At 68.4% G+C, this 17064-nt stretch carries 17 protein-coding genes; 2 read left to right on the top strand and 15 right to left on the bottom strand.

Annotation, left to right across the window (positions count from 1 at the left end):
- Window positions 1–91: 91 nt before the first annotated feature.
- Window positions 92–907, bottom strand: a complete 816-nt coding sequence (locus tag ACFXKA_RS02935; protein ID WP_379425647.1) for an S-methyl-5'-thioadenosine phosphorylase — start codon at window positions 905–907, stop codon at window positions 92–94.
- Between the two features lie 183 nt (window positions 908–1090).
- On the opposite strand from ACFXKA_RS02935, the gene ACFXKA_RS02930 reads away from it, so the two are divergent.
- On the top strand, window positions 1091–1360 hold the full coding sequence (locus tag ACFXKA_RS02930; RefSeq protein ID WP_354831600.1) for a metal-sensitive transcriptional regulator: 270 nt from the start codon (window positions 1091–1093) through the stop codon (window positions 1358–1360).
- Window positions 1361–1363: 3 nt separating this feature from the next.
- On the opposite strand, the gene ACFXKA_RS02925 is transcribed toward ACFXKA_RS02930, so the two are convergent.
- The 14 genes from ACFXKA_RS02925 to infA all read right to left on the bottom strand — a co-directional run bounded on the left by ACFXKA_RS02925 (window position 1364) and on the right by infA (window position 12800).
- Entirely contained in the window at window positions 1364–2323 is a 960-nt protein-coding gene (locus ACFXKA_RS02925) for a nitrilase-related carbon-nitrogen hydrolase (protein WP_379425645.1), read from the bottom strand.
- Window positions 2324–2402: 79 nt separating this feature from the next.
- Window positions 2403–3365, bottom strand: a complete 963-nt coding sequence (locus tag ACFXKA_RS02920) for a helix-turn-helix domain-containing protein (protein ID WP_379425643.1) — start codon at window positions 3363–3365, stop codon at window positions 2403–2405.
- A 111-nt stretch (window positions 3366–3476) separates the two neighbouring features.
- Window positions 3477–4331 (bottom strand): nitrilase-related carbon-nitrogen hydrolase, encoded by an 855-nt coding sequence (locus ACFXKA_RS02915; protein ID WP_379425641.1) that lies wholly within the window; start codon window positions 4329–4331, stop codon window positions 3477–3479.
- Window positions 4332–4414: 83 nt separating this feature from the next.
- Window positions 4415–5395: an AraC family transcriptional regulator gene (locus ACFXKA_RS02910; RefSeq protein WP_379425639.1), complete on the bottom strand. Its 981-nt coding sequence runs from the start codon at window positions 5393–5395 to the stop codon at window positions 4415–4417.
- A 249-nt stretch (window positions 5396–5644) separates the two neighbouring features.
- Window positions 5645–6610 (bottom strand): helix-turn-helix domain-containing protein, encoded by a 966-nt coding sequence (locus ACFXKA_RS02905; RefSeq protein ID WP_379425638.1) that lies wholly within the window; start codon window positions 6608–6610, stop codon window positions 5645–5647.
- A gap of 113 nt (window positions 6611–6723) precedes the next feature.
- On the bottom strand, window positions 6724–7680 hold the full coding sequence (locus ACFXKA_RS02900) for a hypothetical protein (RefSeq protein WP_379425636.1): 957 nt from the start codon (window positions 7678–7680) through the stop codon (window positions 6724–6726).
- Between the two features lie 307 nt (window positions 7681–7987).
- On the bottom strand, window positions 7988–8902 hold the full coding sequence (gene truA, locus ACFXKA_RS02895) for a tRNA pseudouridine(38-40) synthase TruA (protein WP_379425634.1): 915 nt from the start codon (window positions 8900–8902) through the stop codon (window positions 7988–7990).
- Between the two features lie 66 nt (window positions 8903–8968).
- Window positions 8969–9469 carry a 50S ribosomal protein L17 gene (gene rplQ, locus ACFXKA_RS02890; RefSeq protein ID WP_354830387.1) on the bottom strand — a complete coding sequence of 167 codons (501 nt, stop codon included), beginning with the start codon at window positions 9467–9469 and terminating at the stop codon, window positions 8969–8971.
- A 53-nt stretch (window positions 9470–9522) separates the two neighbouring features.
- On the bottom strand, window positions 9523–10581 hold the full coding sequence (locus ACFXKA_RS02885) for a DNA-directed RNA polymerase subunit alpha (RefSeq protein WP_040855475.1): 1059 nt from the start codon (window positions 10579–10581) through the stop codon (window positions 9523–9525).
- A gap of 106 nt (window positions 10582–10687) precedes the next feature.
- Window positions 10688–11293: a 30S ribosomal protein S4 gene (rpsD, locus tag ACFXKA_RS02880; protein WP_040855473.1), complete on the bottom strand. Its 606-nt coding sequence runs from the start codon at window positions 11291–11293 to the stop codon at window positions 10688–10690.
- 22 nt (window positions 11294–11315) lie between these two features.
- Window positions 11316–11729, bottom strand: a complete 414-nt coding sequence (gene rpsK / locus ACFXKA_RS02875) for a 30S ribosomal protein S11 (RefSeq protein WP_040855472.1) — start codon at window positions 11727–11729, stop codon at window positions 11316–11318.
- 9 nt (window positions 11730–11738) lie between these two features.
- Entirely contained in the window at window positions 11739–12110 is a 372-nt protein-coding gene (rpsM, locus tag ACFXKA_RS02870; protein ID WP_354830389.1) for a 30S ribosomal protein S13, read from the bottom strand.
- Between the two features lie 236 nt (window positions 12111–12346).
- Window positions 12347–12460: a 50S ribosomal protein L36 gene (gene rpmJ / locus ACFXKA_RS02865; protein ID WP_033085975.1), complete on the bottom strand. Its 114-nt coding sequence runs from the start codon at window positions 12458–12460 to the stop codon at window positions 12347–12349.
- 118 nt (window positions 12461–12578) lie between these two features.
- Window positions 12579–12800 carry a translation initiation factor IF-1 gene (gene infA / locus ACFXKA_RS02860; protein WP_040804562.1) on the bottom strand — a complete coding sequence of 74 codons (222 nt, stop codon included), beginning with the start codon at window positions 12798–12800 and terminating at the stop codon, window positions 12579–12581.
- A 369-nt stretch (window positions 12801–13169) separates the two neighbouring features.
- Here infA and ACFXKA_RS02855 point away from each other — a divergent pair, with 369 nt between their 5' ends.
- Window positions 13170–16898 carry an AAA family ATPase gene (locus tag ACFXKA_RS02855; protein ID WP_379425631.1) on the top strand — a complete coding sequence of 1243 codons (3729 nt, stop codon included), beginning with the start codon at window positions 13170–13172 and terminating at the stop codon, window positions 16896–16898.
- Window positions 16899–17064: the final 166 nt, after the last annotated feature.

The following is a 17064-nucleotide window of genomic DNA, read 5'->3' as shown; positions in this document are numbered from 1 at the left end:
CAGAATCGGTTTCGCATCCAACCGACGGCACGGGTTGCCAACGGCGGACGGCTCTCAGCCGTCCGCCGAAGGCGCGGGGAGGCGGGGGAGCTCAGGGCAGTTCGAAGGGGAGCTGGACGCCAGTGCCTGTGAGCACGCGGCACTTGTCGCAGGTGTCGTCGCCCTGGACGGCGGCGACGGCTCGGCGCACCAGCGCCTTGAAGGGGACCAGGTTGCGCTCGAACTCGGCGAAGACGGCCGCGGCGCTGACGCCCTCACCGGTCTCCAGGCCGGCGTCCAGGTCGGTCACGAGAGCGATTGCGGCGTAGCACATTTCGAGCTCGCGGGCGAGCACGGCCTCCGGGTGCCCGGTCATATTGACCAGCGCCCAGCCCTGTCCGGCGTACCAGCGGCTCTCGGCGCGGGTGGAGAAGCGCGGGCCCTCCACCACGACCATGGTGCCGTGATCGTGCGCGGGCAGCTCGTCGCCCAGGGCGCCGATCGCCGACGAACGCAGCTCTTCGCAGTACGGATCCGCGAAGGCCACGTGCACCCCGCCGGTGTCGTAGAAGGTCTGGGCGCGACCGGAGGTGCGGTCCACCAGCTGGTCCGGCACGGACACGGTGCCCGGGCCCCAGTCGGCACGCAGGCTGCCGACCGCGCACGGACCGAAGATGCGGCGCACGCCCAGCGAACGCAGGGCCCACATATTGGCCCGGTAGGGCACGGTGTGCGGCGAGAACTCGTGTTTGCGGCCGTGCCGCGGCAGGAACGCCACCGCCCGCCCCTCCACCTGACCGATGGTGATGGGCGCGCTGGGCGCGCCGTAGGGGGTCTCGACCTCGACCGTGGTCGCATCATCGCCGAAGAAGTCGTAGAACCCGCTGCCTCCGATGATGGCGAGCGTTGCCCGTGGATCCTCACTCATGCCCACGATTCTCGCGCATGCGCGCACGAGTGGTGGGACCAGGGCGAACCATGTACCCTAGGGGGGTATTAATGCCCGGGAGTGAGGACAGCGCAGGTGACCAACGACAAGACCGCGACCACAGACCCGGCTGCACCCGCCGAAGCCGCCGAGTCCTGCCACGACCACGCCACCCACGGCTACATCACCGCCAAGGACGACTACCTCAAGCGCCTGCGCCGCATCGAGGGTCAGGCCCGCGGCCTGCAGCGCATGGTCGACGAGGAGAAGTACTGCATCGACATCCTCACCCAGGTCTCGGCCATGACCAAGGCCCTGCAGGCCGTCGCCATGGGCCTGCTCGAGGATCACATCAGCCACTGCGTGGTCGACGCGGCCATCGCCGGCGGCCCCGAGGCCGAGGCCAAGATCAAGGAGGCCACCGACGCCATCGCCCGCCTGGTACGGAGCTAGCCCTCAGCAGGCGGCGATGCCGCCGGGATACGTACCCAACGACACGGGCAGCGCCCAGCGGTCCGGGCCGGACTGCCAGCCGGAGGCGACCCGACGGGACCCGCGGCGGACCGGGACGGAGTCGCGCTGCTGGGTGTCGCCGCTGCCGGCGTCCAGGTCCAGATCGGCGTAGAGAATGCCCTCCTCGCCGTCCCTCAGCGGGGTCACCACTTCGCTGCCGTCCGCGGCGTAGATGCGAGCGCGGCCGGTGGGGCCGCTGATCCGAGGGGCGCCGCCCATACCGTCGAACACCGGCTCCCCCACCACCGCGGTGGGCGCGAGCACGAAGGCGCCGACCTCCAGCGCGTACATCCGGCTGACCGTGATGCTCGAATCAGGTCCTGCCGGATCGGCGTACGGACTGCCGGGCCAGGCGGCCACATGGATCTGTTCCTCGTCGGCGCGTAGCGCACGGGTGAGCAGCGGCCGCTGGTTCTCCTGCCCGGACAGCGCGCCGTACTTGCCGATCGGAGTGTGGTGCACCGCAGGCAGATTCGGAGTTCCGGAGGCGAATATCTTGCGCTCCACGCTGTTCAACCCGGCCTTGCGGCGTACGGACAGCAACTTGCCGGAATCGTCGATCACGGCCTGCGACATATAGATTCGCCGATCCTGCCGTTCACCGAATCCGAGGACGACGTGAATGCCGTGCGCGGCGGCGGCCCCGGTGATCGCGCGCATTTCCACGCCGTCCCGAGTCATCGAATTCTCGCGGCACCGAGTCGAGTACTCGACATTCCACTGATTGGTATCGATCCAGCGCCACCAGGGATATCCCGGGAGAAACGCCTCCGGGAATGCGATCAGCCGGGCGCCCCGCGTCGCTGCTGCTCGGATCAGCTCGACGACCTGCTCCACGCCGTCGGACAGCCGTAGCCAGCTGGGTTCGGCCTGGACGGCGGCGACTCGCACCGTAATCCTCATCGCTGTTCCCTCATGGAACGTGATGCTTGCCAAGAGTTTCCGGTCAGACAATGGCGACGAGTGCCGAATCACCGACTGATCATGCCAGGGTACGAAAAGCCCCCGGAGTCGTTCCCATTTCCAAACGGAAGCTTCGATAGAAACTACGCTCGGTGAGGAATCCCGACGCTTTCGCAACGGCCGAAAGCGGCAACTGTGGCGCATTTCGTAGTAGGTCGCAAGCACGTTCGATTCGCATGCGGCGCAGCACCGTTCCCGGTCCACCCTCGAACTCGCCGAACACCCGGTAGAGAGTACGGCGCGACATGCGGCAGCCCTCGGCGATTCGATCGACTCCGAGATCCGGATCCGCACAGTTGCTGCGCATGAAGGCCAGCACCCGCTGCCGATTCAGGGCGTCCGCGGACTGGTCGTGCGGGGTGCGCCCGGCCGCCGCGAGCACCGCCGCCGCCAGCAGATCCATCCCCGGTTCGGCCAGCAGTGCCGCCCCGGCCGGATCGGTGCGCTGCAATCCCGCGACACCCCGGAAGAATTGCGCCACGATTCCCGGCGCGGTTCCACTGGAAAACACGGTGGCCGTGGGGACTTCGGGATCGGTAACGCCGTAGTGATCGCGCAGCCGGCTCAGCGGGACCTGCACCACGACCTGTTCCCACTCCTGCTGCAGGTCCCACCGATAGGGGCGAGTGGTGTCGTAGAACACGATCGAACCGGGACGGACATCGGCTACACGGCCGTCCTGTTGCAAGCGCGCGTGACCCGAAAGCGGAATACTCGCGATCAGATACTCGTCATTCGCCTGCGCTATCAGCCGATCGGTGCGGCGGATGAACTGAGCGGAGGATCCAGCGACGGTCAGATCGAGGTCGCCATATCGAGCGTGTTCGATATAGCCAACAAAACGATCGGTCGGTTTTGGTGAAACCGCCAAGGGCACATAGGCATCGCTCACGTGCGCTTCCCAGCGCTCGAATGCCTCCGCCGCCGACTGCTCCGGTCCGGACCGCACCTCGATCCGATCGACCGCTTCTGACCGTTCCACTCCCCATCCCTCGATGACAATGGTCGGCCGATGTACGGCCGAATACTCGGGAGAGTGTGTCAGATCAGGGGAATTCGAGCCAATACCCCGGAGCGGTACGCAGTGATACCACTAGGCCGCGGACTCGAAACTCAGGTCCAGTTCCAGATCGGCGTACAGCAAACCCTCTTCGTGCCCGGCCAGCGGCGCCGCCAGTTCCTCACCGCCCGGCGCGAAGATGCGCGCATGCCCGCCCGGCCCGGGTACCAGCTGCTTGGCCGGCTCCGATCCCCGGCGGCTCTCGCCGCCCGCCACATCCATCACCGCACACGCCGCGATCACGTTCAACTGCCCGACCACCGCGTACCAGAGCGTGGCCGCATTGTTCACGCGCACACCCCAATCCACGTCTCGCGCCACGATGAACCCCGGCCAGGACACCACGTGGATCTGCGCGCCGGTGCGCTCCAGCTCCCGCCGCGCCGGCAGATGCAACTGCTCGGAGCCGCCCTGCACCGCGATGCGGCCGATGCCGGTGCGGAAGACCTGCGACTCGCCCGGCTCGCCACTGCGGAAGATCTTGTGCTCCAGCGGCGTCAGCGCGGGCTTGCGACGGATTCCGAGCAGTACCCCGCGATCATCGATGAGGCACTGCGACATGTAGAGCGCACTGGCACTGCGCTCGCTGAAGCCGAGCAGCACGTGAATGCGATGCCGCCGCGCGGCGTCGGCGATACGCCGGAACTCGGTGCGGCCCACCGTCATCGAATGCGTGCGATATCGCGCGAAGAACCCCTGTCCCCAGCTCACCGATTCCAGCCACAACCACCACGGATATCCGGGCAGGAAGGTCTCCGGGAAGGCCACCAGCTGCGCGCCGCCCGCGGCCGCGTCCTCGATCAACTCGATGGTCTGCTGGACACCGGCGCGCAGATCCAGCCATCGTGGCTCGGCTTGGACGGCTGCGACTCGCACCTTGGTCGGCACGTCGGCTCCTTCGACGGGTATCGGATGATGTGCAATCACCCTTCGCCGAACGTGAACCGGTCACAGCGACATCCTGTGCCGGGCTACCGACCGCGCGTGCCTGCGTCCAGTTGTGACCGAAATTGACCGGGCGTCACCCCGGTTTCCTGGCGAAATGCGCGGTAGAAATGGCGATCGGTGGAGAATCCGGAAGCCGCGGCAATCGCCGAGAGCGGCCGGGTCGGGTCGGCCCGCAGCAGCCGCCGGGCATGCTCGACCCGCATGCGGCGCACCAGTGCGGCGGGGCCGCCGATGTCCTCGCACACCCGGTAGAGCGTGCGGCGTGATACCAGGCAGGCGTGCGCGACCTCATCGACGGTCAGATCCGGATCGGTGTAGCGCTGGCGCAGCACCGACAGCACCTGCTGGCGCGTGTAGAGCGAATCGGCCGGCGCCGGCGAGTTCTGCCCGTTGGCCAGCAGCACCGCCGAGGAGAGCATGGCCGTGATCTGCGATTCGAGGGCATGCGCGGCCCGGTCGGTTTCCTTGACCGTCAGGGCCGCCATGCCGCGGAAGAAGTCGACCACCACGCCCATCGCGCCGGTGGCGGGTAGCGCCTTGGCGATCGGTAGCTCGTCGCGCACCAGCCCGGCATGATCGAGCACCGCGCTCATGGGCGCGCGCACGATCGTGGACACCGCGTTCTCGGTGGTGCGGCTCTCGATCGGACGGGCGCTGTCGTAGAAGGCGATGGTCCCCGCGCCGCCCTCGGTGATCCGGCCGTTCTGCTCGGTCCAGTTCGCGCCCTCCACAACAATGTTCACCAGCAGGAAGTCCCCGGCGGCCTGATCGAGCTGGCGCTTGTTACGCACCACCCGCTGCGCGCTGGAGGTCATCATGGTGAGACTGGAGTGATCGAACTGGGTGAAGCGCAGCTTGCCGTGCCACTGACCCTTGCCGAGCGGCTCGCAGATCGACGGCAGCACCGCGTCGGCCACGATGGCCTCCCACTGCTCGAATGCCTGCCGCGCGGAAACCTCTGAGGTCGTACGGACTTCGGCGCTGGCAGTGGACGCAATACCCACACCGTGCATCATTCCACTACCGGACGCCGGGAAACTGCGAATGAAGCCGACCGATGCGACAAAACGGACAAGTCGTCCGGATTATCCTGGTAATCAAGCCGATCCGGATAGGCCGCCTGCCCGGTCGCCGGCGGCTCGAAGGCGGCGACCGGGCGGCGCCTCACCAGTATTCCCATCCGCCGCGCCGCTGTGACTGCCCGGGCGTGCCAGATCACTGCCAATTGACGTCAGCCCCGACACACCTCCTGATCAGGCATGACTCGACCGGAATTCGCCAGGGGTCATCCCCATCTCGCGTTTGAAGGCCCGATAGAACTGCCGCTCGGACACGAAGCCCGATGCCCGGCCCACGGACAGCAACGGCCGAGTCGGATCGGTGCGGATCAGGGCCAGGGCCCGCTCGATCCGCATGCGCCGGAGCATGGCCGCCACACCGTCCTCGCCGTGCTCGAACAACCGGTAGAGGGTGCGGCGTGACACCGCGCAGGCGCCGGCCACCTGATCGATGGTGAGTTCCGGGTCGGCGTAATGGCCTTGGATGAACGCCAGCGCCCGCTGTTTGGCCAGCGTCTGCGCGGGTTCGTCGCGCGGCAGCTCGCCCGCCGCCAGCTGCACCACCGAAGCGAGCAGTCCCGTACCGTGTTTGGCCAGCACCGCCGCCTGGTCCGGTGCGGTGTACTGCAATTGCGCCAGGCCGCAGAAGAATCGGCCCACGATGCCGGCCGCCCCCTCGGGCGGGAAGCGCACCGCGGTCGGCAACCGGTCCGCCGGCACCCCCGACGCCCCCACCACCTCCGCCAGCGGCACCTGCACCGCCACCACGCCCCAGGACTGCTCGAAATGCGCGCTGAAGGGCCGGGAACTGACGTGCAGGGTGAGCCCGCCGTCGGCGAGTTCCCCGACCCGCCCGTCCTGTTCCAGCCAGCCGTGCCCGTGTGTGGTCACGCTGGCGAACAGAATGGGTTCCTGGGGCTCGTGGAGGAGACGCGGTATCCGGCTGAGGTGCTGACCGCTGGCCGTCACCATGGACACATCGATGCCGTCGAATCGCGATTGCACGATGCGCGCCCGGAACTCCCCCGACCGCACCGGTGTCACCACCAGCGGAACGTAGGCCGCTGCGACAACGGCCTCCCATTCCTCGAAAGTCTCCTGCTGCGAAACCTCCGGTGTGGACCGAACCTCCATCACCGCGGGCTCGACGCCGCCCCTCATCGCCCGATTCTCGCACCCCACGACCGCCCCGATCCGCGAATTCCCTTAACAACATCCAACTTTCATCACATCGCCCGGATTTCCCCATTCCCCGCAACTCGCACCACGAATCTTCATCCCGGACTTGCACTTTCACCCATACCCCCTTCCACAATCACATGGCCGTCATTTCCACCCGACATCGAATTCGCCGCCCTGTCCGCCGTGCAGGCCGGACCACATCGAACGGTCGAGTCGATCGTCCGCAGCTGCGCGCGCAGTACCGTCGCGGCGAGCGCATACGGCGGCAGATCGGCTTCCGGGCCGTCGTCGTCCGGGTCGTCGAACACGTCGAGATCCGCCATCAGCGCCGCACGCTCCCGACGCGCCCGCCGATCCAGCGCCGCCTCCACCTGCCGGCGAAACTCCCACGGCGACAGCCGCTCCGTGACGCCGGGCAGGTCCGCGCCGGCCAACTGCCGCTCCACGGCCGTCCGATAGCCCGGGAGCAGGTCGATGACCTCCGCGATCTCGCCACCGTCATGGAGCATCCAGACCAGGAAGGTATGGATGCGGTCCGCGCGTTCGAAACTGCCCACGAGCACCGAAGCGCCCATGGCAGTCGAGCGGGTGCACGCGACCGCTCGCAGCGGGGCGGCCGAGCGGACCGACCAGCCCGGCACGCTCACTCCCTGCGCCTCGAGCCGATCCGCCGCGGCTCGCGCCGCACGCGACAGCTCGGCGGTCGAGAGCCGGGCCAGGGCGCGCAGCGTGCCCAAGGCATCCGAGGTCGCCCGCTCCTCGAGCACGAGCACCGCCCACGCGCCGAACAGCTTGGCGAACCCTAGATCCTCGTCGCCCCCGGCGAGCAGATCGGCGACCAGGAATTCGACCTCCAGAGGATCGGTGTCATTCCCCAGCTCGGCAGCATCCGCCAGCACACGGTCGATCGGCTCCCGCAGATCGAACCCCTGTCCGTCGAACCGGGCGAACTCATCCTCGTGCGATGCGAGCGCCCGCTCCGGCCGTCGCCCGCCGCCACGTCCGCCCTTGTGCTTTCGACCCCCGCGGCCCCGCTTCGATTTCCCCATACCGAGGACTATCCGCCCGCACCTCGGCCACCACATCGCAAAGCGAAACTTCGCACCCCCGAACCAAAAAGAAGTTCACCCTTTGCTTTTCGTGCTCATTCACGCCGCGGCCGAGCGCGCCGCCGGCGACCGGCCGGTGGCTGAACCGGTGCAGCCGACGCATGTGGTCCGGCCCGGGTGCGCGGGGTGCTTCCGAAAGCCCGAAACGGCCCAGACCTCACGACAGTTGGTGGAACGCTGCGTCAGCGCGGTCGCTTGTCAGCGCTCGGTCGGCCAATTGCCGTGTGCCACACGGGTTCAGGACGAGTCAGTCGCCGCAGCAACCTTCGGGGTCAGGAACGGTGCGGACCTCGCGGGTCTGGGCATTGCGGGCGGCCAGGTCGGCGTCGTCCGGGTAGTCGACCGCGATCAGCGACAGGCCGTGGGCCGGGGCCACGGTGACAGAGCTCGAGCGCTCACGCTCGTTCAGCAAACCGGCGATCCAGGCGGGCGTGCGGCGGCCTTCCCCCACGGCCAGGACACCGCCGACCAGGCTCCGGACCATGGACCAGCAGAAGGCGTCGGCGCTGACATAGGCGGTCAGCAGGTCGCCGTCCTGGACCCAGTCGAAGCGCTGCAGTTCGCGGATGGTGGTCGCGCCCTCACGGCGGCGGCAGAAGGCGGCGAAATCGTGCAGGCCCAACAGTTTTCGGGACGCCTCACGCATGGCCTCGACATCGGGGCCCGGGCGGCAGGGGACGACACTGCGCGCCCGAAGCGGTTCCGCGCCAAAGGGAGCCGTGGTCAGGCGGTAGGCGTAGTGGCGGCGGATCGCGGAGAAGCGGGCGTCGAACTCGGGCGGCGCGAGGCGGGCCGCCTTGACGCGCACATCCTTCGGCAGGAAGCGCGCCAGCCGGTGCACCAGCTTGGGGCCGTCCACCTCGGTGTGCGTATCGAAGTGCGCGACTTGACCTTCCGCGTGCACGCCCGCGTCGGTGCGCCCGGCCACGGTGAGCTGGATGGGCTCGCGCTGCACCTTGCTCAGCGCGTCCTCCAGCACGCCCTGCACGGTGCGCAGGCCGGGCTGGCGCGCCCAGCCGGTGAAATCGGTGCCGTCGTAACTGATGTCCAGCCGTACCCGAATCGAAACCGGTTCGGGCGTCGGATCCTCCACGGTCACAGCGATCTCCTGGTTAACATGGAGAAAGCCCGCCGACCCGGAGGGGACGGCGGGCTCACTCATGGAATCTCACCCTCGGGGTTTCCGGGGATGCCCCTGAAACCCCTTGTCGAGTCCGAAGGACCGGATTTACTCCGCGGCCTTGTCCTCGGCGGCAGCCTCTTCGGCCGGAGCCTCGGCGACAGCCTCTTCGGCCTTGGCCTCGGCCGGAGCCTCGGCAGCCTTCTGCGAAGCGGCGACACGACGGGCACGGTCGGCCTCGTTGGTCACGGTCTTCTCGCGGACCAGCTCGATGATCGCCATCGGAGCATTGTCACCCTTGCGGGGGATGGTCTTGATGATGCGGGTGTAGCCACCCTCACGGCCCTCGAACGAGGGACCGATCTCCGCGAACAGGGCGTGCACGACGTCCTTGGAGCGGATCACCTTCATGACCTCGCGACGGTCGGCCAGGCTGCCGCCCTTCGCCTTGGTGACAAGCTTCTCGGCGTAGGGGCGCAGCGCCTTGGCCTTGGCCTCGGTGGTCGTGATGCGACCGTGCTCGAAGAGCGCCGTCGCCAGGTTGGCGAAGATCGCCTTCTGGTGCGACGCCGTCCCGCCGAAGCGGGCACCCTTCTTGGGCTTGGGCATTGTTTGAATCTCCTGTGTTGAAGGCCGATTCGGGGCGCTACACCCCGAATGACCTAAAGCTGTTCGGTCTCGGCGTAGTCCTGCTCGCCGTTGTCGGTGTCGCTGAACGAACCGCTGTCGCTCCAGGTGCCGCTGGCCGCGTCGTAGCCGACGACGGAGGACGGATCGAAGGAAGCCGGAGAATCCTTGAGGGACAGGCCGAGCGAGTGCAGCTTGACCTTGACCTCGTCGATGGACTTCTGACCGAAGTTGCGGATGTCCAGCAGGTCCGACTCGGTGCGGGCGACCAGCTCGCCGACGGTGTGCACGCCTTCACGCTTGAGGCAGTTGTACGACCGCACGGTGAGATCCAGGTCCTCGATCGGCAGGCCGAACGAAGCGATGTGGTCCGCTTCGGCCGGCGAGGGGCCGATCTCGATGCCCTCGGCCTCGACGTTCAGCTCGCGCGCGAGACCGAACAGCTCGACCAGGGTCTTGCCCGCCGACGCCAGCGCATCCCGCGCGGAGATCGAGTTCTTGGTCTCGACATCCAGGATGAGCCGGTCGAAGTCGGTGCGCTGCTCGACACGGGTGGCCTCGACCTTGTACGTCACCTTGAGAACCGGCGAGTAGATCGAGTCAACCGGAATCCGGCCGATTTCCGCACCCGACGCCTTGTTCTGGACGGCCGGGACGTAGCCGCGACCGCGCTCGACCACGAGCTCGATCTCCAGCTTGCCCTTGTCGTTCAGGGTGGCGATGTGCATGTCCGGGTTGTGCACGGTCACGCCCGCCGGGGGGACGATGTCACCGGCGGTGACAGTGCCCGGACCCTGCTTGCGCACGTACATGGTGACCGGCTCGTCCTCTTCGGACGACACGACCAGGCCCTTGAGGTTCAGGATGATGTCGGTGACATCCTCCTTCACGCCCGGGACGGTGGTGAACTCGTGCAGCACGCCGTCGATGCGAATGCTGGTGACAGCGGCACCAGGAATCGACGACAGCAGCGTGCGGCGCAGCGAGTTGCCGAGGGTGTAGCCGAAGCCCGGCTCCAGCGGTTCGATGGTGAACCGCGACCGGTTCTCGGACACAACCTCTTCGGTCAGCGTCGGTCGCTGTGAAATCAGCATTTCTTCCTCCTTCGAGCGCCCACCATTTGACGCTCACGATTGGGAACTGTTGCGGCCCTGGCGGTTACACCGGGGCCGCAACCAGCGGCGCGCGTACGCGCACCTATTACTTCGAGTAGAACTCGACGATCAGCTGTTCCTGCAGCGGAACATCGATCTGCGCACGCTCGGGAAGCTGGTGCACCAGGATCCGCAGACGGCCGGGAACGACCTGCAGCCAGCCCGGGATCGGGCGGTCGCCGACGGTCTCACGCGCCACCTGGAAGGGGTACATGGCCAGCGACTTCGGCTTGACATCGATGATGTCGTACTGCGAGACCTGGAAGCTGGGCACGTCCACCTTCACACCGTTGACGGTGAAGTGGCCGTGCGAGACCAGCTGACGGGCGCCACGACGGGTCCGGGCCAGGCCGGCGCGGTACACGACGTTGTCCAGCCGCGACTCGAGCAGACGCAGCAGGTTGTCGCCGGTCTTGCCCTTCTGGCGGTTGGCCTCTTCGTAGTAGCGGCGGAACTGCTTCTCCATGACGCCGTACGAGAAGCGAGCCTTCTGCTTCTCCTGCAGCTGCATGAGGTACTCGGACTCCTTGATCCGCGCGCGGCCGTGCTGGCCGGGCGGGTAAGGACGACGCTCGAACGCCTGGTCGCCTCCGACGAGGTCGACACGCAGACGACGCGACTTGCGGGTGATAGGGCCGGTATAACGAGCCATTGTTTTCTACTCTTCCTTCCCGCTAGACGCGACGCCGCTTGGGCGGACGGCAGCCGTTGTGGGGCTGCGGGGTGACATCGGAGATCGTGCCGACCTCGAGGCCGGCGGCCTGGAGGGAACGGATCGCGGTCTCGCGGCCCGAACCCGGGCCCTTCACGAAGACGTCGACCTTCTTGACGCCGTTCTCCTGCGCCTTGCGGGCAGCGTTCTCGGCGGCCAGCTGCGCGGCGAACGGAGTCGACTTACGCGAGCCCTTGAAACCGACGTGGCCGGAGGACGCCCAGGAGATGACGTTGCCTTCGGGGTCGGTGATGGACACGATCGTGTTGTTGAACGTGCTCTTGATGTGCGCGTGGCCGTGCGGGATGTTCTTCTTATCCCGGCGACGCGACTTCTGAGTCTTCTTCGGGCCCGAGGCCCGGCTCTTCGGAGGCATGCGCTATCCCTACTTCTTCTTGCCGGCGACGGTCTTCTTCGGACCCTTGCGCGTGCGGGCGTTGGTCTTGGTCCGCTGGCCACGCACAGGCAGGCCACGACGGTGGCGGATGCCCTGGTAGCAGCCGATCTCGATCTTGCGACGGATGTCGGCCTGCACCTCGCGGCGCAGGTCACCCTCGACCTTGAAGTCCTGCGTCTCGATGTAGTCGCGGAGCTTGGTCAGGTCGTCATCGCTGAGGTCCTTGGAACGCAGGTCCGGGCTGACGCCGGTAACGTCCAGGATCTCCTTGGCGCGGGTACGGCCGATGCCGAAGATGTAGGTCAGCGCGATCTCCATGCGCTTTTCGCGCGGGAGGTCGACGCCCATCAGACGTGCCATGGTTGGCGATTCCTTACTTTCGCGGAGGTCTGCTCCCTGTCCGTCCCCTCGTGAGTGGGGCCCCGGCCTCCGTACCGGGGGTGGGCCGCCATCCGTCCCCTACGGGACTCGGCGACGGCGACTGGCGCTGGGAGTTTCTTCTTTGTTGCCAATCCGAACTGCGTTCGGTGCTTGGCGGTGAGCGACCGGGGGCGTGAAGAATCCACTGTCCCGGCGATCACGGCACGAGGCCGCAATCAGCCCTGACGCTGCTTGTGGCGCAGGTTCTCGCAGATCACCATGACCCGACCGTGACGGCGGATCACCTTGCACTTCTCGCAGATCGGCTTGACGGACGGCTGAACCTTCACGTCAGATCCAATCTGGGTTGGTGTTCACTGGCCGTGAACACAGCTTTTCCCCGGCCGGTTTGACCGGGGAAAACCCGGGACTCGCGCCCCGGAAGTCTTTGGCACCCGCGGGGGTGACTCACTTGTAGCGGTAGACGATGCGGCCGCGGGTCAGGTCGTAGGGCGACAGCTCCACGACGACGCGGTCCTCGGGCAGGATGCGGATGTAGTGCTGCCGCATCTTGCCGCTGATGTGGGCCAGCACCTTGTGACCGTTTTCCAGCTCGATCCGGAACATCGCGTTGGGCAACGGCTCGATAACCCGGCCCTCGACCTCGATGGCCCCTTCCTTCTTCGCCATATCCTCCGCGATCCCGGTTAGGCTGAACCTGGTTGGTTCAAGCTCATTACGGCAGGTCGGCCCCGAAGTTGGTGGTGCATTGCGGCCAACCCGGTGACATACTCACTGGAGGCGGCACTAGGACATGCCACAACCACTATGTAAGTCACCAGCGACCTAGCTTACCCGTTTCCCCAGACCCGGCCAAATACGGGTGCCGTGACGTGCCCCGCTGTGCACAGCCGATGCCACCGGTTGGGCGCAGCACGCCACCGGGCGGACGAGATACGCCGGGCGCGCACCCGTCGGAGATCGTTAAACTACGCGCTGTCCTGCACGCTCAATCGAACACCGGGGGTAGATGTGAGTCGCGAGAACGACGGACTCCCAATGCTCCCGCCCTGGCTCTCCGAGAGCGAAGTCGCCGCAACCGGTTACGAGGCTCCCGTCGAGAACCTCCCCCAGGACGAGGTCATCCCCGAGCAGAAGGGCGGCCGCGGCCTCTTCGGCCGGCGCAAGCCACGCAAGGACGCGCCACGCGAGCCCACCGCCCCGCCCGCCGCGAATCCCGCCTCCACCTCCGGTGGCGCCGAGCCGAATCCGTGGGCCTCGCAGCCGGCCACCCCGATGCCGACCCGCGACCCCGGCACCCACTTCAACCTCCCGCACCGCGGCGATCAGTCGGGCAGCGCGAATCAGCAGTCCAACGGACACGACACGCGACCGCCACAGCCCAGTGGCCACGGCCCGGCGCAGCCGCCGAATGGCCAAACCCCGACCCAGCTCCCGCAGAACGGCCAGCGTCCTGGGCCCGGGCCGCACAATGGGCAAGGCCCCAACGGTCAAGGCTTCGGCGGTACACCGCATCCCGGCCAGGCGCCCAACCTTCCGCAGGGGCCTCGCTTCGACATCCCTCCGGCCAATGGCGGACAACCCGGACACCCGGCCGCCCCGGAACCGGCTCGCCCGGGCCCTCATTCGGGCCCGATCGGACCCACGCCCGGTCCGCAGTTCTCGCCCCCGCCGACGCCCCCGGTTGATCCGACGCAGCGCATCCCCAGTGCCGAACCGGCTCGGCCGGCCCCGCATCCGGGTCCGCTGGGACCGGTGCAGAGTCCGCAATTCTCGACGCCGCCCACGCCGCCCGCCGAGCCCATGGATCCGGCCGCGCTGTCCGCTCCGGCGCAACCGCAGCGGGCCAAACCCGACTTCACCCCGCCGCCACTGCCGTCTTCGCCGAACTCACCACAGGACCCGAGTGCCGCTGAGTCGCATCCGAGGGGCGCCTCCCTCGCCGGTGCATCGGCCGCGGGTACTCCCGGCCCGGCCAACCCCGCGCGTCCCCCTGCGGATCCGGCCACCCGGGCGCCGCTCCCGCCCTCCCCCGGTGAAGTCGACCCGGCCGCAAACGATCCGGCGTTCCGCGCCGCACGTCCGCCGCTGCCCCCGTCCCCCGGCGAAGCCGGCACCGCAGCCGATCCGGCCGACGCCACCACCAAGATGGCGCACCCGCCCCTGCCCCCGGCCCCGGGCGACCTGGACGCGACCGGCTCCGGCATCATCGCCCCGGCCGCCCCGACCACGCGCACACCGATCCCCCCGGCCCCCGAAACCGGCCCCGCCGCAGGTCAATCGGATTCCCGTCAGCCAGATGACGCCAACCGGGCGGACTCCGACCAGGCCGCCATCCCGGGTCGACGCGACACGGACAATGGCCTCGGGGACCCTCAGGAAGCTGGCGGTCAGCGTCCGCCCGCCGACCTCACCACACGCATTCCCAACCCGTCTGCCGCGAATGACGCTGCGCCCGTACCGAACACGACGGCCGCCACCCACGAACTGCTCGAGGCTCAGCCGGCCGGCCTGACCGGCGCACCCGCCGAGGGCGAACAGGCCGACCCGAAAGCCGATTTCGACCAGTCGATGGTGCCGGGCCGCCACCGCGCCATCGAAGGCCCCCTCCCGCTGCCCTCGGACCCCCAGCTCGGCGGCCCGATACCTCCTGAACAGCAGGGCAGTTCCGCGGCGTCCGCGCACGGCCAACGCGACGGCCGCCCGCCACTGCCGCCGAGGCACGGCACCACACCGCCGCCCTCCGCGGCGGGCCCACAGGGCCCCAGCCCGATTGGCGAGATCCCCGGCATCGCACCGCAGAGCACGGGACCGATACCCCAGGTCCCCGCACCCGGTCCACAGGGAGCGGGCCCGCTGGCGCAGGGCGCTGGAGCCGGCCCGCTGCCTCACACTCCTGCGCCTGGGGCACAGATGTCCGGCAATGACGGCCAGTGGATGCCGCCCGCGCCACCGGTTCCGGGACCGATGCCGGGAATGCAAGGAATGCCGCCCGCAGCCGACTCCGGAGTTCCGGTGATGCAGCCGCATCCCGGCTTCCCAGCGGGTCCCGTTCCGCCGCAGCCGAATCCGTGGGCGCAGGCACAGGGTCCGAATTCCACCAATGCGGATGTCCAGTACGGCAACCCCGATGGGGGTGCGAACCCCTGGGCGAACGCACCCATGTCCGAGGCAGCCGCTGCCGGTTTCAGCGGACCTCAGGCAGGTGGCCCGGGCCGGACCGACTCGGGAGTGCCGCCGATGCGGCAGAGCTCGGGCTTCCCGGCAGGTGCTGTTCCGCCGCAGCTGAATCCCTGGGCGCAAGGACCGGACGGTCCGATGTCGGGTGGCGCGGATGCCAACCCGGACGCGAATCCGTGGGCGAACGCCCCCATGTCCGAGGCGGCCGCTGCCGGTCTGACCGGTCCGCAGGCCGGTGGCCACGGGCCGCATGGGATGGGCGCGCCCGGCGAACACGCGCAGGGACAGCCGGTTTGGGGCACGCCAGGACAACCTGGTGCGGACGGGTCTCAGGGCCCGGGTCCCGGCGGGCAAATGCCTTCGGCCGCACCGGGACAGGAACAGGGTGCCGTTCAGCCGAACGGTTCCGCGCCTGACGCGGGCGCGATGCCCGGCGGCCCGGGACAGCCGGCTGACATGGCAGCAGCCGGGCACTCGGGTGTCCCCGGGCAGTACGGAGTGGCTCCTGGCCGGTACGGCACCGGCGCTCCGGGGCCGGGTGGCGCAGGGCAGCCCGGGCCCAGCGGTTTCGGGCAATACGGCATGGCTTCCGCGCAGCCAGGGGTTCGTGGGCCGGGCACCTGGGGTGCGAGCGGGCCGAGCGGTTTTGCCGGCGGGTCTGTGCCGTCGCTGGATGATGTGCCGATGCGGCGGGCCAAGAAGGCTCCGGAGTCGGGGTGGCGGCGGGCCGTGCACCATATGTCCGGTGGCGCCATCAATCCCGGGATGTCGGCGGAGGAGCGGCGGCTGCAGGAGTTGGTCGCGCGGATCCGGCAGCCGGTGCGCGGGGATTACCGGATCGCGGTGCTGTCGCTGAAGGGCGGCGTCGGGAAGACGACGACCACCATGGGGTTGGGCTCGATCTTCTCCTCGATTCGCGGGGACCGGGTGATCGCGGTCGACGCGAATCCGGACTTCGGGACGTTGTCGCAGCGGGTGCCGCTGCAGACGCGGTCGACAGTGCGGGATCTGTTGCTGGACGAACAGATTCAGCGGTATTCGGATGTACGCCGTCATACTTCGCAGGGCAGCAGCCGCCTGGAGGTGCTGGCCAGTGAGCGGGATCCGGCGGCGTCGGAGGCGTTCAGCGAGGAGGAGTACCGCGCGGTCGCGCGCATCCTGCAGCGCTTCTACAACATCATCCTCACCGACTGCGGTACCGGCCTGATGCATTCGGCCATGGCGGGTGTGCTGGATCTGGCGCACTCCCTGGTGCTCATCTCGTCCTCGGCCATCGACGGCGCGCGCAGTGCCGCCGCCACCCTGGACTGGCTGTCGCTGCACGGCCACGATCATCTGGTCCGCAATGCCGTGGTGGTGATCAACCTGCCGCGCCCGGGCGCCCCGAATGTCGGCATCAATCAGCTGCGCGACTATTTCCTGTCGCGTTGCCGCGCAGTGCACATCATTCCCTACGACGCGCATCTGGGTGAGGGCGCTGAGATCGATCTGCACCGCCTGAGCAAGCCCGCCAAACGCGCGTATGTCGAGCTGGCGGCCACCGTCGCCGATGATTTCGGGGCCGACCACCGGCACTATCGGGGCTGAGCCGGGGCCGGTTCCCGCACCGGTTCCGAATCCGTTCGCGGGCAGTGGCTTCGGCCGGGAAGGCTGCGCATGACATGGCACCGGCCGGGTGCTAGTTTGTGGCTCGATCGCGCCGCTCGCCTCGGCGCGATGCGGGTTTTGCACGTACGGCCGGCCCGCCACTGAC

This window comes from Nocardia sp. NPDC059228 (genome assembly GCF_042754245.1).
Classification (GTDB): domain Bacteria; phylum Actinomycetota; class Actinomycetes; order Mycobacteriales; family Mycobacteriaceae; genus Nocardia.
Note: the sequence above shows the minus strand (reverse complement) of the source record. Positions and strands in the feature narration are given on the sequence as shown.

Coding starts and splice junctions, on each gene's coding strand:
- ACFXKA_RS02935 (WP_379425647.1), bottom strand. CDS start 907: ATGAGTGAGGATCCACGGGCAACGCTCGCCATCATCGGAGGCAGCGGG.
- ACFXKA_RS02925 (WP_379425645.1), bottom strand. CDS start 2,323: ATGAGGATTACGGTGCGAGTCGCCGCCGTCCAGGCCGAACCCAGCTGG.
- ACFXKA_RS02905 (WP_379425638.1), bottom strand. CDS start 6,610: ATGAGGGGCGGCGTCGAGCCCGCGGTGATGGAGGTTCGGTCCACACCG.
- ACFXKA_RS02900 (WP_379425636.1), bottom strand. CDS start 7,680: ATGGGGAAATCGAAGCGGGGCCGCGGGGGTCGAAAGCACAAGGGCGGA.
- truA (WP_379425634.1), bottom strand. CDS start 8,902: ATGAGTGAGCCCGCCGTCCCCTCCGGGTCGGCGGGCTTTCTCCATGTT.
- rplQ (WP_354830387.1), bottom strand. CDS start 9,469: ATGCCCAAGCCCAAGAAGGGTGCCCGCTTCGGCGGGACGGCGTCGCAC.
- ACFXKA_RS02885 (WP_040855475.1), bottom strand. CDS start 10,581: ATGCTGATTTCACAGCGACCGACGCTGACCGAAGAGGTTGTGTCCGAG.
- rpsD (WP_040855473.1), bottom strand. CDS start 11,293: ATGGCTCGTTATACCGGCCCTATCACCCGCAAGTCGCGTCGTCTGCGT.
- rpsK (WP_040855472.1), bottom strand. CDS start 11,729: ATGCCTCCGAAGAGCCGGGCCTCGGGCCCGAAGAAGACTCAGAAGTCG.
- rpsM (WP_354830389.1), bottom strand. CDS start 12,110: ATGGCACGTCTGATGGGCGTCGACCTCCCGCGCGAAAAGCGCATGGAG.
- infA (WP_040804562.1), bottom strand. CDS start 12,800: ATGGCGAAGAAGGAAGGGGCCATCGAGGTCGAGGGCCGGGTTATCGAG.
- ACFXKA_RS02855 (WP_379425631.1), top strand. CDS start 13,170: ATGCTCCCGCCCTGGCTCTCCGAGAGCGAAGTCGCCGCAACCGGTTAC.